Annotated in this window: 12 protein-coding genes; 10 read left to right on the forward strand and 2 right to left on the reverse strand. The window is 67.2% G+C overall.

Going from position 1 to position 14,883, the window contains the following annotated elements; genetic code table 11:
- Nucleotides 1-53 precede the first annotated feature (53 nt).
- From mnmG to SALA_RS14570, 10 genes are all read left to right on the forward strand, one after another.
- On the forward strand, nucleotides 54-1,913 hold the full coding sequence (mnmG, locus tag SALA_RS14525; protein ID WP_011543123.1) for a tRNA uridine-5-carboxymethylaminomethyl(34) synthesis enzyme MnmG: 1,860 nt from the start codon (nucleotides 54-56) through the stop codon (nucleotides 1,911-1,913).
- 55 nt (nucleotides 1,914-1,968) lie between these two features.
- Nucleotides 1,969-2,670 (forward strand): 16S rRNA (guanine(527)-N(7))-methyltransferase RsmG, encoded by a 702-nt coding sequence (gene rsmG / locus SALA_RS14530; RefSeq protein ID WP_011543124.1) that lies wholly within the window; start codon nucleotides 1,969-1,971, stop codon nucleotides 2,668-2,670.
- Nucleotides 2,667-3,449, forward strand: coding sequence for a ParA family protein (locus tag SALA_RS14535; RefSeq protein ID WP_011543125.1), 783 nt, complete (start codon nucleotides 2,667-2,669; stop codon nucleotides 3,447-3,449). The genes rsmG and SALA_RS14535 overlap by 4 nt, the downstream gene beginning before the upstream one ends.
- Nucleotides 3,450-4,409 (forward strand): ParB/RepB/Spo0J family partition protein, encoded by a 960-nt coding sequence (locus tag SALA_RS14540; RefSeq protein WP_011543126.1) that lies wholly within the window; start codon nucleotides 3,450-3,452, stop codon nucleotides 4,407-4,409.
- Between the two features lie 332 nt (nucleotides 4,410-4,741).
- Nucleotides 4,742-5,239 carry a DUF4402 domain-containing protein gene (locus SALA_RS14545; RefSeq protein WP_011543127.1) on the forward strand — a complete coding sequence of 166 codons (498 nt, stop codon included), beginning with the start codon at nucleotides 4,742-4,744 and terminating at the stop codon, nucleotides 5,237-5,239.
- A 203-nt stretch (nucleotides 5,240-5,442) separates the two neighbouring features.
- Nucleotides 5,443-6,267: a fimbrial biogenesis chaperone gene (locus SALA_RS14550; protein ID WP_011543128.1), complete on the forward strand. Its 825-nt coding sequence runs from the start codon at nucleotides 5,443-5,445 to the stop codon at nucleotides 6,265-6,267.
- A 31-nt stretch (nucleotides 6,268-6,298) separates the two neighbouring features.
- Nucleotides 6,299-9,097, forward strand: a complete 2,799-nt coding sequence (locus tag SALA_RS14555) for an MSCRAMM family protein (protein ID WP_011543129.1) — start codon at nucleotides 6,299-6,301, stop codon at nucleotides 9,095-9,097.
- Nucleotides 9,098-9,179: 82 nt separating this feature from the next.
- Entirely contained in the window at nucleotides 9,180-10,715 is a 1,536-nt protein-coding gene (locus SALA_RS14560) for an NAD(P)/FAD-dependent oxidoreductase (RefSeq protein ID WP_011543130.1), read from the forward strand.
- 25 nt (nucleotides 10,716-10,740) lie between these two features.
- On the forward strand, nucleotides 10,741-11,172 hold the full coding sequence (locus tag SALA_RS14565; RefSeq protein ID WP_011543131.1) for a GtrA family protein: 432 nt from the start codon (nucleotides 10,741-10,743) through the stop codon (nucleotides 11,170-11,172).
- Nucleotides 11,169-13,007, forward strand: coding sequence for a hypothetical protein (locus tag SALA_RS14570; protein ID WP_011543132.1), 1,839 nt, complete (start codon nucleotides 11,169-11,171; stop codon nucleotides 13,005-13,007). Before SALA_RS14565 ends, SALA_RS14570 begins: the two co-directional genes overlap by 4 nt.
- A gap of 7 nt (nucleotides 13,008-13,014) precedes the next feature.
- On the opposite strand, the gene msrB is transcribed toward SALA_RS14570, so the two are convergent.
- Both msrB and SALA_RS14580 read right to left on the reverse strand, forming a co-directional pair.
- Nucleotides 13,015-13,500, reverse strand: coding sequence for a peptide-methionine (R)-S-oxide reductase MsrB (gene msrB, locus SALA_RS14575; protein WP_011543133.1), 486 nt, complete (start codon nucleotides 13,498-13,500; stop codon nucleotides 13,015-13,017).
- 55 nt (nucleotides 13,501-13,555) lie between these two features.
- Nucleotides 13,556-14,812 (reverse strand): cytochrome P450, encoded by a 1,257-nt coding sequence (locus SALA_RS14580; RefSeq protein WP_011543134.1) that lies wholly within the window; start codon nucleotides 14,810-14,812, stop codon nucleotides 13,556-13,558.
- Nucleotides 14,813-14,883 lie beyond the last annotated feature (71 nt).

A 14,883-nucleotide genomic window follows, 5' to 3' on the forward strand; every position in this document is an offset into this window, starting at 1 on the left:
AGATCGCAGCGCAGTGGATTCGCCGTCGGCTTTACGCTAAGGGCGCCCCGATCATGCACAGCAGCGCAACATTCGATGTCATCGTCGTTGGCGGTGGACATGCCGGGACCGAGGCTGCCGCGGCCGCGGCGCGGCTGGGCGCGCGGGTGGCGCTGGTCAGTTTCGACCCGACGCTGATCGGAACGATGTCGTGCAACCCGGCGATCGGCGGGCTCGGCAAGGGCCATTTGATGCGCGAGGTCGACGCGCTCGACGGGTGGATGGCGCGCGCGGCCGACGCCGCCGCGATCCATTACCGGATGCTCAACGCATCGAAGGGTGCGGCGGTGCAGGGTCCGCGCATCCAGGCCGATCGCAAGCTCTATCGCGCCGCGATCCAGACGCTGCTGGCAGCGGAGGAGGGGATCACGGTCGTTGCAGGCGAAGCGGCGGCTCTGCGACTATCCAACGGGGGGCGGATCGCAGGACTCGATCTCGCCGACGGGACGGCGCTCACGGCGCGCGCGGTTGTGCTCGCGACGGGTACTTTCCTCGGCGGACGACTGTTCCGCGGCGAAGAACGGATGGAGGGTGGCCGGATCGGCGAAGCGGGGTCGCACCGTCTCGCCGGGCAGCTTCGCGCCGCCCACCTGCCGATGGCGCGGCTCAAGACGGGCACGCCGCCGCGCCTCGATGGCCGCACGATCGACTGGGCGCGGTTGCAGGAACAGCCGTCGGATGGCGGACGCTGGACCTGTTCCACGTGGAACAACGCGCGGACGGTGCCGCAGATTTTCTGCGCAATCACGCGCACCAACGCCGAATCGCACCGGATCATCGCCGAAAACCTGCATCGCTCGCCGCTCTTTACCGGCGCGATCGGTGCGGCGGGGCCGCGTTATTGCCCGTCGATCGAGGACAAGATCCACCGCTTTGCCGATCGCGACGGGCATCAGGTGTTTCTGGAGCCCGAGGGGCTTGATACGCATCTGGTCTATCCCAATGGCATTTCGACTTCGCTGCCCGCCGATGTGCAACTGGCGATGCTGCGCACGATCGAGGGGCTGGAGGCGGTCGAGATGGTCGTGCCCGGCTATGCGGTCGAATATGACCATATCGACCCGCGTGCGCTCGACCGGACGTTGCAGGTGCGCGCGATGCCGGGGGTCTGGTGTGCGGGACAGATCAACGGCACGACGGGATATGAGGAGGCCGCGGCGCAGGGGCTGGTCGCGGGCGCCAATGCCGCGCTCGCCGTGCAGGGGCGCGAGCCGCTGATCCTCGACCGGAGCGAATCCTATATCGGGGTGATGGTCGACGACCTGGTGTTGCAGGGCGTGACCGAGCCGTACCGGATGCTCACCGCGCGCGCCGAATATCGGCTGCGGCTGCGCGCCGACAATGCGGCGACCCGGCTGACGCCGAAGGGGATTGCACTGGGGCTGGTGCGGCCGGCGACCGCGGCGCTGTTTGCCAGGAGGATGGCCGAGCGGGCGCGGGCCGGGGCGCTGCTCGAAGCGCCGGTGGCGACCGCCGATTATGGGGCGATCGGCTTGCCGCTGCCCGGCGACGGGATCGCGCGGCGGCGAATCGACCTGTTGCGCTTTCCCGGTGCGACGGTCGAGCGGTTGACGATTCTGGTTCCCGAGATCGAATCGATCGATCGCGCGATCCTGTCCGAAGTCGTCGAAGATGCGCATTATGCGCCCTATATCGCGCGGCACGAAGCCGAGCTGCGCGCGCTCGCAGCAAATGAGGCGATCCTGCTCGATCCCGCGCTCGACTATGCCGCGATCGGCGGCCTGTCGCGCGAAATGGTCGAGCGGCTGAGCAAGGCACGCCCCGAAACGCTGGGACAGGCGGCGCGAATTGATGGCGTGACGCCCGCGGCGCTGACGGCGATCATGGTGCATAGCCGGCGGCGCGCGGCCTGAATCGGCGAAGACAGGTTCTGGAATCTCACGCAAAGGCGCAAAGGCGCGAAGAAGGATGATAATCCCGCATCGTGCGGATGGTGGAAAGAACGATGTGAGCGCTGCCGAACTCTTGAAGGATGAACGCGCTGCACGCGGCTGGCTGACGCAGGCGTTTGCGCCTTCGACCGAACAATGGGCGCAGATCGAGCGCTTTGTCACGATGCTGATTGCCGAGAATGCGAAGCAGAATCTGATCGCCGCGTCGACGATCCCGGCCATCTGGGCGCGGCATATTGCCGACAGCGCGCAGTTGCTGGCGCTCGATACGCGTGAGGGCGAGGGACTCTGGATCGACCTGGGCAGCGGGCCGGGGCTTCCGGGCCTTGTCGTCGCGATTCTGTCGGAGCGGCCGATGCTGCTCGTCGAATCGCGGCGCCGCCGCTGCGATTTCCTGCGCGCGGTTGTGGCCGAGCTGGCGCTGGACCATGTCGAGGTCGCCGAGGCGCCGCTCGAGCGCGTGGCAACGCGCCCGGCGGCGACGATCAGCGCGCGCGCCTTTGCTCCGCTCGACCGGCTCATCGACTTATCCGCGCGTTTTTCCACCGAATCGACGCGCTGGCTGCTGCCAAAGGGGCGAAATGCGGTTAAGGAACTGGCGTTGCTGCCCGAGCCATGGCAGAGAATGTTTCACGTGGAACAGAGCCGCACCGACGCCGAAAGCGGCATTTTGGTCGGCACGGGGCGTATCGCGCCGAAAAAGCGAGGGAAAGCATGATCCGCATTGCCGTGGCAAACCAGAAGGGGGGGGTCGGCAAGACGACGACTGCGATCAATCTGGCGACCGCGCTCGCGGCGACGGGCTGGCGGACGCTGATTATCGACCTCGACCCGCAGGGTAATGCGTCGACCGGCCTCGGCATCAAGCAGTCGCAGCGCGAATGTTCGAGTTACGAACTGCTGCGCGGCGATGCGGGCGTCGCCGAATGCGCGATACCGACCGCGGTGCCGCGGCTCGACATCGTCAGCGCGACGGTCGATCTGTCGGGCGCCGAGATCGAACTGATCGAATATCAGGATCGGCTCCACCGGCTGCAGAAAGCGCTGTCGGGCGCCGAAGCGGGGCAATGGGATATTTGCCTGATCGACTGTCCGCCGTCGCTGGGGATGCTGACCTTGAACGCGCTCATCGCCGCCGAATCGCTGATCGTGCCGCTGCAATGCGAATTTTTCGCGCTCGAGGGGCTGAGCCAGCTGCTCACGACGGTCGAGCGCGTGCGCGAGCGCTTCAACCAGAAACTGTCGATCCTCGGCGTCGCGCTCACCATGTTCGACCGCCGCAACCGGCTGACCGACCAGGTGTCCGACGATGTGCGCGAGGTGCTGGGGCCGGTGGTGTTCGACACGGTGATCCCGCGCAATGTGCGCCTGTCCGAGGCGCCGAGCCATGGGCTTCCCGCGCTGATCTATGACCATCGCTGCGCCGGGTCGGCGGCCTATATCGCGCTCGCGCGCGAGATGATCGACCGGCTTCCCGAGATTCGCAAGGCGGCATAAATGTCTGATAAAAAGGAAGAAAACGCCGTAACACCGCCCCGCAAACGCCCATCGGGACTGGGCCGCGGGCTGAACGCGCTGTTCGGCGATGTCGCGGTCGAGGCGCCGGTGCTCGCGACGCCGGGCGGTGCGGCGCGCGCCGCGCCGGTCGCGGGCGATGCGGTGCAGCATATAGCCGTCGGCGCGATTCGCCCGCTGCCAGGTCAGCCGCGCCGCCATTTCGACGAGGCGGCGATCGCCGAACTCGCCGATTCGATCGGCTCGCGCGGCTTGCTGCAGCCGATCATCGTGCGCCGGTCGCCCGATGGTGAGGGTTTCCAGCTTGTCGCGGGCGAACGCCGCTGGCGCGCGGCGCAGCGCGCGGGGTTGCACCAGATCCCGGCGCTCGTGCGCGAGCTCGACGACGCCGCGACCTATGAGATTGCGCTCGTCGAAAATATCCAGCGCCAGGATCTGAACGCGATCGAAGAGGCGAGCGCCTATCGCCGGTTGATCGAGGATTTCGGCCATAATCAGGAGGCGCTGGCGAAGCTGGTCGGCAAGTCGCGCAGCCATGTCGCGAACCTGATGCGCCTGCTCGACCTGCCGCAAGCCGTGCAGGCGCTCGTCGGCGACGGATCGCTCGCGATGGGGCACGCGCGCGCGCTGATCGGCGCCGACGACCCCGAAGCGATTGCGCGGCGGGTGGTCAGGGACGGGCTGTCGGTGCGCGCGGTCGAGGCGCTGGTGCGCGCGGGCAAGGAGGGCGGACGCAAGGCGCCGCTCGAATATAAGAGCATCGACGGCGTCGGCGGACGCGACCCCGACATCGTTGCGGTCGAGCGCCATCTGTCCGAACTGCTCGGCATCGCCGTCGCGATCCAGTATGCGGGCGGCGGCAAGGGTGCGTTGACGCTGAAATTCGCGTCGCTCGACCAGCTCGACATGATCTGCCAGCGGCTGAGCGGCGAGGGCATCTGATATTTCGGGTCACGCAGCGGCACACGGCACCCGACGATCAAACACTCTCCATCGCTGCGCGAATCGAACGGTCGCCGACCCGTTGGCGCGGTGGCTCAAACTGTATCAAGCCGGGTCTTCATGGGCGTGGCGACACCGTTAGTTCCTCCGCATATGAATGCTAATCATTTGTTTTACAAAGATTATCATTCGACACGACGGGCAATTCCCAATGCGTTGTTAACCATGATTGCTGGCAAAGCCTGAACGGCTCGGCGCCTAAGAGGGTCGGCGAATGGGGTGGGATTTCCATTCGGATTTTTGACCATTTACGAGATCAAGGGACCAATCATATGCGCACCACTGGAATGAAGCGCGCCCTGCTGGGCGCCGCGATTGCTGTTTTCGCCATGAACGCCCCGGCGGCGCATGCGGCGACCGCGACGGGGACGGCGACCGCCAAGATCCTGCGCCAGATCACGCTCACCAACACCAGCGACCTGCAGTTCGCGACGATCATCAGCGGGGCGACCGCCTCGACCGTTGCGGTATCGACTGCCGGCGCGGCCACCTGTGGCGCGGGGCTGACCTGTACCGGTACGACGACGGCGGCCAATTTCAACGTGCAGGGCACCGAAGGCGCGGTCGTCGTGGTTGGCGGCGATGCGAATGTGACGCTGAACGGCTCGCTCGGCGGCACGATGACCTCGACGCTGAGCTATTCGTCGCCGACGATCACGCTCGGCGCGACGGGCGGCAGCTTCCAGGTCGGCGGCACGCTGAACGTCGGTGCCAACCAGACGGCGGGCGACTATAGCGGCACGTTCAACGTCACCGCCAACTATCAGTAAGGGGGCGGGGGTCGGCGGGCCCCGGTCCGCCGTAACGCCAAGCGGCCGCCGGGATCGACCCGGCGGCCGTTTTCATTTGCGCGGTGTGGCCGCAGCGTGGTTAGCAAAATATCAACCATGTTGGGCGAAGCAGGGGGCGACCAACCGACGGGGGCAAGGACCAGCCAGCCTCCGACACGCCAACGATTGTGGGGATCGTATCCATGCTGCGCCTTTTCAAAGCCTTTCGCCTGCTTGCCGTGGGCGCGCTCGTCGCGCTGTCCGTGCCTGCGCACGCCGCGGGCGATCTGCTCGTCGCGCCGACGCGCATCATCCTCGACGGATCGCGCGGGACCGAGGTTGTGCTGAGCAATATCGGCGCCGAACCCGCGACCTACCGGATCAGCCTCGAGATCAAGCGGATGACCGCCGCGGGCGGGCTCGCCGAAATCGCCGAAGCCGATGCGAACGACGTCGAAAGGGCGGCGCTGAGCATGATCGCCTTCAGCCCGCGCCGCATCACCCTGCCGCCGAATCAGCCGCAGGTCGTCCGCGTCGGCGTACGCGTTCCCGAAGGGACGCCGCCGGGTGAGTATCGCGCGCACATGCTGTTCCGCGCGGTGCCCGACGCGGTCGCCGCAACCGCCGCGCCCAAACCCGCGAGCGCGGGCGTGTCGATCGCGCTGACGCCGATTTATGGCATCACCATCCCGGTGATCGTGCGCGTCGGCGACCTGGGCGCGGAGGCGGCGATCGGCAAGGCGTGGGTGAGCGAGAGCGACGAGGGCGCGGCGTTCAATTTCGACCTGACGCGGACGGGCAACCGCTCGGTCTATGGCGATATCGAGGTGACGCGGCCGGGGGTGGCCGAGCCGCTGCTCGTCGCGCGCGGCATCGCGGTCTATCCCGAAGTCGCCGGGCGCCAGGTGTCGCTGCGCGTGCCCGACGATGTCGCGGCGAAGCTCAAGGGGCCGGTGCGCATTCGTTATACCGAGGATCGCGAAATCGGCGGCGGCACGATCGACGAGGCCGAGCGGGTGGTGAAGTGAGCGGATAGGGTAGAGCAGCGCGGACCGGACGATGATCCGTGCGGACCGTTGCCGATGGCTGTCGGCGGTGTTCGCCGCGCTGGCGCTGGTCGGGGCGATGCTCTCCGCTGGCGCGCAGGCCGTTGAAAAAAAACCACTTTCCATTCCGGGGGAGGGCTGGACGCCGAACGAGGACGACAGCTGGCTGTTCGACATACGCTCGGGCCGGTATCGGCTTGGCGACGGGGTGCGAGGGTATCAGACGCCGCAGGGGATTTGCGTCGACCTCGGCGATGTCGTGCTCGCACTCGACCTCGCGGTGCGCGTCGACAAGAAGTTGCGCCGCGCAACCGGCTGGGTGTTCGACGAGCGGCGCAGCCTGACAATCGACCGCGAGACGGGCGAGGTGCAGGCGGGGAGCGCGCGGTATCGCCTCGACGCGACGACGATCCGCGACACCGCGGCGGGCTGGTGCGTCGATCTGGACAGCCTGAACCAGTGGCTCGGCGTGCCGCTCGCGGCTGATCTGTCAAACGCGGTGCTGCGCGTCGACAGCAAGGACAAGCTGCCCTTCCAGCTCGCCGCCGAACGCCGCGCACGCGCCGCCGCGATCCGCCCGCAGGCGAGCTTCGACCTCGCCAGCCTGCCGCAGGCGGCGCGGCCGTACCAGGCGTGGGCAACCCCCGCGGTCGATGTCGTCGCTTCGGCGGGCGCGGCGTCGGACAAGCGCGGCGGTTCCCATGTGCAGGCGCGCTACGAGATTTTCGCGGCGGGCGAGCTTGCGGGTCAGAGTTTCGACGCGCGGCTGTCGTCGGACAATGAGGGCGTGCCCGACAGCCTGAGGATGCGGCTTTATCGCACCGATCCGCAGGGGCAGCTGCTCGGACCGCTGAAGGCAACGCATTATGGCGTCGGCGACGTGAGCCTGCTCTCGACGGGGATCGTCGCCGCGTCGGCGGCGGGGCGCGGCGCGGTGATGACCAACCGCCCCGTCGAGCGACCCGACGCCTTCGACAAGACCGATTTTCGCGGCGACCTGCCCGCGGGCTGGGACGCCGAGCTGTATCGCAACGGCCAGCTGCTCGCTTTCACGACGCCGACCGGCGACGGCCGCTACGAGTTTATCGACGTGCCGCTGCAATATGGTGCCAACCGCTTCGAGATCGTGCTCTATGGCCCGCAGGGGCAGATCCGCCGCGAGATCCGGCAGGTTCAGGTCGGCATGGATTCGATCCCGCCGCAACAGACCTGGTATTGGGCGGGTTTCGCGCAGGAGGACACCGATCTTTTCAGTTTCGCCAACCGGCGGCGCGGAGCATTCCATCGCGGCTGGCGCGGGTCGCTGGGGATCGAGCGCGGGCTCGACACGCGCACGTCGATCGCGGCCCACGCGCACAGCCTGCTGATCGAAAATGTTCGCCGCAACTATGGCGAGCTAGCGCTGCGCCGCTCGATCGGGGCGACCCTGCTCGAAATCGGCGTGGCGCAGGCTGATGACGGCGGCGGCGCGGCGCGGGCGAGCTGGCTCGCCAACTTTGGCGAAACCTATCTCCGCGCCGACGCGATGCGCGGCTGGGGCGGGTTTGTGTCCGATCGATTCGTTAACAATATCAATGCGATCACATCGCTCTCGCTCGATCAGTCGGTCAAGCTGGGGCGCACGATGCTGCCGCTGCATTTCGACCTGCGCCATGTCGAGCGCCGCTCGGGGTTCGACAGCCTCGAGGCGAGCGCGCGCGCGTCGGCGACCTTCCGCGCGCTGACCTTCACCGGCCAGCTCGACTGGAGCCGGACGAAGGCGCCCGTCGGCCCCGACCCGCCCGACAATCTGACCGCCAGCCTGCTCGCCAACGCGCGCATCGGGCGTGTTCGCGTCAGGGGGGAGGCGCGCCTTGCGCTGGCGGGTGACGGCGGCGATACGCGCCTGGCGCTGATCGGCGAGTGGGCGGCAGGCGCCGATGCCGAATGGCGCGCCGAACTCGGTTATGACCGCGGCCTCGCGCGGGCCCGTGCGGGCCTTGGTTATACACGCCGTTTCGATAAATTGCAGCTGAGCGGCTTTGGCGAAGTCGCGAGCGATGGCTCGGTCGCGGCGTCGCTGTCGCTCGCATTCAGTTTCGGGCCGAAAAGCGGCGGCGGTTGGCGCGTGTCGAGCGAGAAGCTCGCGAGTCGCGGCCAGGTGATCGCCGAGGTGTGGATGGACGAGAATGGCGATGGCGTGCGCCAGGCGCACGAAGCCGCGCTGCCGGGCGTGCCGCTGACCGCCGGCCATGCGCGCGCCGACGCCGCGACCGACGCCGCTGGGCAGGGGACGATCGACGGACTCGAACCCTTTCGTCCGGTGCTCATCGGCATCGATGCGGGCAGCCTGCCCGACCCCTATGTCCAGCCCGCGCTGCCGGGGGTCGTCGTCACGCCGCGGCCGGGGGTCGCGACGCGCGCTCGGCTGCCGATGACCGCCGCTGGCGAGATCGAGGGCATCGCGCGCCGCGACGGCGGCAACCCGGTCGAGGGGCTGCTCGTCGAGCTGATCGACGCCGAAGGCCGCGTGCGCGCGGCGACGGTGACCGAATTCGACGGCTATTTCCTGTTCGAAGGCGTGGCGTACGGGCGTTACAGGCTGCGACCGAGCAAGGCGTCGGCGGCGGCGTTGCGGCTCGACGCCCGGTTTACGATAGATGCGGCGCCGGGCAAGGCGACCCCGCGCGTGCGGCTGGGCACGCTGATGCTGAAACCGGCGCGGCGCGCGATTGTGGCGGGGGATGACGATGAGAAGCGCGATCGCCACCCGCTCAACGCAACAATGTTACCAGCGCGTCCCATTCGCCATCCACCCTCCGCCAGCCCATAAACCCGGCGCCCTGTTAACCAGTTTTTATCCATGATTGGCCACAGCGGGGGTGCGCATGAATTTGCCTGTGGGGAACAATCGAATGTCCGAAGCCCTTGGTTCACAAAACCACCCGACGAAGGTTGACGTGGCGATCATCGGCGCGGGACCGGCCGGCCTCACCGCCGCCTATCTGCTGACCAGGCAGGGCTATGGCGTGACGGTGATCGAAAAGGATCCGACCTATGTCGGCGGGATCAGCCGCACGGTCGAACATGAGGGCTTTCGTTTCGACATCGGCGGGCACCGCTTTTTCTCCAAAAGCCGCGAAGTCGTCGATCTGTGGAACGAGATTCTGCCCGACGACTTCATCGAGCGCCCGCGGATGAGCCGCATCTATTATGAGGGCAGGTTTTACAGTTATCCGCTGCGCGCGTTCGAGGCGCTGTGGAACCTCGGCGTCGTGCGGTCGACCTTGTGCATGATGAGCTACGCCAGGGCGAAGCTGCTGCCGAAGAAGACGGTGCGCAGTTTCGAGGACTGGACGATCAACCAGTTCGGGAACAAGCTTTATTCGATCTTTTTCAAGACCTATACCGAAAAGGTGTGGGGAATGCCGTGTGACGAAATGTCGGCCGACTGGGCGGCGCAGCGCATCAAGGGGCTTTCGCTCGGCGGCGCAGTGATCGACGGGCTGAAACGCAGCCTGGGGCTCAACAAGAAGCCCAATGACGGCATGGCGACCAAGACCTTGCTCGAAACCTTCCGTTATCCGCGGCTCGGGCCGGGCATGATGTGGGAGGCGGCGGCGCGCAAGGTCGTGGCGGGCGGCAATCATCTGCTGATGGGCCACAGCTTCAAGCAGCTGACGCAGGACCAGAAAACCGGGCGCTGGCGGATGACCGCGACCGGGCCCGACGGCGATGTCGTGATCGACGCGGGCCATGTCATCAGCTCGGCGCCGATGCGCGAACTGGCGGCGCGCATCCATCCGCTCCCGGCCTGCGCGCTGACCGCGGCGCCCAAGCTCAATTACCGCGACTTCCTGACCGTCGCGCTCAAGATTCGGTCGGAGGATCTGTTCCCCGACAACTGGATCTATATCCACGACAGCCAGGTGCGGGTCGGCCGGGTGCAGAACTTCCGCAGCTGGTCGCCCGAAATGGTCCCCGATCCGGCGATCGCCTGCGTCGGCCTCGAGTATTTCTGTTTCGAGGGCGACGGACTCTGGTCGTCGAGCGACGCCGATCTCATCGCCCTGGCGACGAAGGAAATGGCGATCCTTGGCCTGTGCAAGGCCGAGGATGTCGTCGGCGGCGCGGTGGTGCGGCAGGAAAAGGCCTATCCCGTCTATGACGATGACTATGCCGCGCATGTCGAGACGATGCGGTCCGAGCTGGAGGCGCGGTATCCGACGCTGCACATGGTCGGGCGGAACGGCATGCACCGCTATAACAACCAGGATCATGCGATGATGACGGCGATGCTGACCGTGCGCAACATCGTCGCCGGCGAGAAGCTTTACGACATCTGGGGCGTCAACGAGGACGCCGAATATCATGAAAGCGGCACCGAGGGTGAACGCGCCGCGCTGGCGTCGGTGCGCGACGTCCCGGCGCGCGTCGCCAGGGCCGCCTGAGCGTTTGGCCGGAGGGGCAGGCGCGATGCAATCCATGCTCAAGCTGATCGCATTGGTGCGCCGCCGCGAAGGGCGCTGGCTCAACTATCTGCTTGCCAGCGCGCTCGCGCTCGGCAGCGATGCGGGGCTGTTCCTGCTGCTGCTCGACGCGGGGCTCGGGCCGGTTCCGGCGTCGGCGACCGGATATTGCGCGGGCATCCTCGTCCACTGGGTGATTTCGAGCCGCCTCGTCTTTGCCGATGGCGCCGCGGCGCGCGGCACGGGTGAGCGGCATCGCCAGAAACTTCTGTTCGTCGGCTCGGCGCTCGTCGGCCTTGGGGTTACGACCGCGATCGTCGGCGGCGGCAGCGCGCTGGGGATCGACCCGCGGCTCGCCAAGCTCGCGGCCATCGTCGTGAGTTTCCAGACCACCTATCTGCTGCGCCGCCATATCGTGTTCCGGGCCGCTTCGGCATGAGCGAGGCGGCGGTAACGCCGCCGGACGGGATCCGGCTCGGCCGCTGGTTCACTCCGGCGCGGATCGCCCTGGTCGTCTGGGGGCTGATGAGCCTGATCGCGATCGCGGCGAACTGGCAGGCGATTGGCGCGCTCAAGCTTGGCGACACCGACGACGCGATGCGCATGGCGCAGGTGCGCGACCTGCTCGCGGGGCAGGGGTGGTGGGATCTCACGCAATATCGGGTCAATCCGGCGGGCGGCGGTGTGGTGATGCACTGGTCGCGCCTGGTCGATGCGCCGCTGGCGGCGGGCATCCTGCTCTTGAAACCCCTGTTCGGGCAGGTGACGGCCGAACGCATCGTGATGGCCGTCTGGCCGCCGCTGCTCGGCGCGGCGTTGAGCATCGCGTGCGCGCTCGGCTATCGCAACCTGTCCGACCGCCGCATCGCCTATGTTGCGCCGCTGTTCCTGATCATGTCGGCTTATATTCTTGTCCAGTTCCGGCCGCTGCGTGTCGATCATCACGGCTGGCAGATATTGCTCGCGATGCTGATGATGGGACAGGCGCTGCGCCCAGCGTCGTGGCAGGCGGGACTACTCGGCGGATTCTTCGCGGCCGCGCTGCTCGCGGTGTCGATTGAGGGGCTGCCGATCGTGACGCTGTTCGCCGCGCTCGCGGCACTGCGCTGGGCGCTGCATGGCCGCGGCGACGAACGTGCGCGACTTTGCGGCTATATGGGCGCGCTCGCCGTCGGCGCGATCCTGTTCCAGTTCGCCACGCGCGGGCCTGCGGGCCTTATGGGCACCTGGTGCGATTCGCTTTCGGCGCCCTATATGGCGGCGTTCGTTGCGGCGGCAATGGTGGTTTTCGCTGCGGTGCGCGTCGGCCCGACGCATGTGCCCGCGCGTTTGCTGTTGCTCGCTTTCGGTGGCGTCGCCGCGGCGGGCGCGCTGGTGTGGACCGAACCGCTCTGCGCGAAAGGCCCCTTTGCCACGCTCGATCCCATCGTCTTTGACCTCTGGTATCGCAACGTCACCGAAGGCCGGCCGCTCTGGACCGCGAAGGCGCACGACATGATTCATGTCCTTGTGCCCTCGCTCGTCGGGATCGCGGGCGCGCTGCTCGCGTGGCGCAGTGCGAAGGCGGCGGACGACCGGCGGAACTGGGCGACGGTGATTGCCGCGCTGTCGGCCGCCGCCACGCTGTCGCTGTTCGTTTTCCGCAGCGTGTCGACCGCGCATCTTTTCGCGCTGCCCGGCTGCGCGTGGCTTGGCCTGCGCGCCTGGGCGTGGGCGCGCACCATTCGCTCGATCGGACCGCGCATCCTTGCCTCGGCGATGGCCGCGCTGACGTTGCCGCTGCTCGGCGGCATGGCGGTGGCGGCGCTGCTCAGCCTTGCCGTGCCCGCTCTGCAAAAGGCGGAGGGGCGTGCCGCGGCCAGGGTCGCCGGCACCGACGGCTATCGCACCGACTGCCTTGACCCAACGGCCATCGCCGACCTCAACCGCCTGCCGCCCGCGACATTGTTGACCCCGATCGACCTTGGCGCCCCGCTCGTCTTCTGGACGCCGCACCGGCTGGTCGCGACGCCGCATCACCGCAACAGCGAGGCGATGGCCGACACGATCCGCGCCTTTGCGGGCGACCCGGCGCGCGCCGAGGCGCTGGTGCGGCGGCAGCGGGCGACGCTGATCGTCGTTTGCCGCACCGCCAATGATTTCAACAAATATCGCCATGCGCGCCAGGATGGGCTCGCCGCGCAGCTTTATGCCGGAACCCCGCCGGCGTGGCTCGAAGCGGTGCCGATCACCTCGCGCGCGGGGCTGGCGCTCTGGCGCGTGAAGCCCGAGTGAAAGCGCGTCAGGCGGGGCGGAAGCGCAGCGCCGCGCCGTTCATGCAATAACGCTTGCCGGTCGGTTTCGGGCCGTCGTTGAAGACATGGCCCAGATGACCGCCGCAGCGCCGGCAATGCACCTCGGTGCGCGGATAACCGAGGTCATGGTCGGTCGCGGTGCCGATCGCGCCCTTCAGCGGCGCCCAGAAACTCGGCCAGCCGGTGCCGCTGTCATATTTGGTCCTGCTCGAATAAAGCGGCAGCGCGCAGCCCGCGCAGACGAATGTTCCGGCCCGCTTTTCCTTGTCGAGCGGGCTGGTGAAGGGGCGCTCGGTCGCCGCCTCGCGCAGCACGCGATATTCCAGCGGCGACAGGCGCTTTTTCCACTCGGCTTCGGACAGGCGCCAGCCCGGCTCCGCCCCGGGCCGCGCCGATTTGGCGAACAGCATCGGCGCGGCGATGATGCTGCCGCCGAGCGCCAGACCGCCCAGAAGATAACGTCGCGGAATCATGTCACCTCTCCTGCCCCCCTATACGGCGGAAACAGGCGCATGGTTTCACTCGCGGTCAATATCGTTCGAGTTCGACCGGCAGGTGTCGATAGCCATGGACGAAGCACGCATGGACGCGCTGGGGCTCGCCGACGACGTTGACGCGCAGGCGGCGCTTCTGCATCTCCGAAATCAGCGTCGTAAGCTGCAGTTCGGCGACGCGCGCGCCGACGCAGCGGTGGATGCCATAGCCGAAGGCAAGGTGGCGGCGCGCATTTTCGCGGTCGACGATGATGCGGTCGCCGTCGGGAAAGATGCTTTCGTCGCGGTTCGCCGAGGCATACCAGAGCGCGATCTTGTCGCGCGCCTTGATCTGGTGGCCGAACAGTTCGGTGTCCTCCATCGCGGTGCGGCGCATGTGCGCGAGCGGCGTCTGCCAGCGGATGATCTCGTGCATCGCATTGACCGCCAGTTCGGGATCGTGGTTCGCCTCCAGCTTGGCGCGTTCCTCGGGAAAGCAGTGCAGGCCATAGGCATAGGCCGACATCGAGTTGCGCGTCGTGTCGTTGCCGCCGACGATCAGCAGAATGAGATTCCCCATGAACTCCTCATGGCTCATATGGCTCATCGCATCCGACTGAAGCATGATCGAGATGAGGTCGTGCTTGCCCGGATTCCTGGCCTTGTGGTCCCACAACTCCTTGAACGCCGCGCCCATTTCAAAGGCGGTCGCGAGCCGCGCCTGCCGTTCTTCGAGCGTGTTGAAGCTTTCGATGTCGCCGAGCGCGTCGGACCAGGCGGTCAGCCTGTGGCGGTCGGCCCAGGGAAAGTCGAACAGGATCGCGAGCATGTCGGTGGTCAGCTCGATCGACACTTTCTCGACCCAGTCGAACGCCTCGCCGACGGGCAGGGTGTCGATCAGCGCGGCGGTGCGCGCCTGCGTGTCGGCGCGCATCCGCTCGATCTCCGACGGACCGAAGGCGGGGGCGACGGTGCGGCGCTGCGCGGTGTGCTGCGGCGGGTCCATCGCGATGAACATCGGCATCGGGATCTCGCCCTCTTTCAGATGCTCGACCCCGTCGCCGGCGACGGTGATGCCGCCATATTCCCAGCTCGAGGAGAAAATCTTCGGCAGCGCCTCGATATGCTGGATCGGTTTGTACGTCGTCACCGACCAATAGGGGCCGAACTTCGATTCGGGGCAATAATAGATGGGTGATTCGGCGCGCAACTGGCGCATCGGTTCCTGCCAGCGATCCTCGCTCCACAGCTCGGCGCGGCTGACGTCGAGCGGATTGACGGTTTCGGGGGCGATGCGAATCTGGGTGGCCACGGAAAGCTCCTCTCGGGTGGCCGTCTCGGCGCGGCCGATTCCGTTTCAGAATGCCACTATTTACAGCTTTG

This window comes from Sphingopyxis alaskensis RB2256 (assembly GCF_000013985.1).
In the GTDB taxonomy this organism is placed as follows: Bacteria; Pseudomonadota; Alphaproteobacteria; order Sphingomonadales; family Sphingomonadaceae; genus Sphingopyxis; species Sphingopyxis alaskensis.

Coding starts and splice junctions, on each gene's coding strand:
- mnmG (WP_011543123.1), top strand. CDS start 54: ATGCACAGCAGCGCAACATTCGATGTCATCGTCGTTGGCGGTGGACAT.
- rsmG (WP_011543124.1), top strand. CDS start 1,969: ATGATAATCCCGCATCGTGCGGATGGTGGAAAGAACGATGTGAGCGCT.
- SALA_RS14535 (WP_011543125.1), top strand. CDS start 2,667: ATGATCCGCATTGCCGTGGCAAACCAGAAGGGGGGGGTCGGCAAGACG.
- SALA_RS14540 (WP_011543126.1), top strand. CDS start 3,450: ATGTCTGATAAAAAGGAAGAAAACGCCGTAACACCGCCCCGCAAACGC.
- SALA_RS14545 (WP_011543127.1), top strand. CDS start 4,742: ATGCGCACCACTGGAATGAAGCGCGCCCTGCTGGGCGCCGCGATTGCT.
- SALA_RS14550 (WP_011543128.1), top strand. CDS start 5,443: ATGCTGCGCCTTTTCAAAGCCTTTCGCCTGCTTGCCGTGGGCGCGCTC.
- SALA_RS14555 (WP_011543129.1), top strand. CDS start 6,299: ATGATCCGTGCGGACCGTTGCCGATGGCTGTCGGCGGTGTTCGCCGCG.
- SALA_RS14560 (WP_011543130.1), top strand. CDS start 9,180: ATGTCCGAAGCCCTTGGTTCACAAAACCACCCGACGAAGGTTGACGTG.
- SALA_RS14565 (WP_011543131.1), top strand. CDS start 10,741: ATGCAATCCATGCTCAAGCTGATCGCATTGGTGCGCCGCCGCGAAGGG.
- SALA_RS14570 (WP_011543132.1), top strand. CDS start 11,169: ATGAGCGAGGCGGCGGTAACGCCGCCGGACGGGATCCGGCTCGGCCGC.
- msrB (WP_011543133.1), bottom strand. CDS start 13,500: ATGATTCCGCGACGTTATCTTCTGGGCGGTCTGGCGCTCGGCGGCAGC.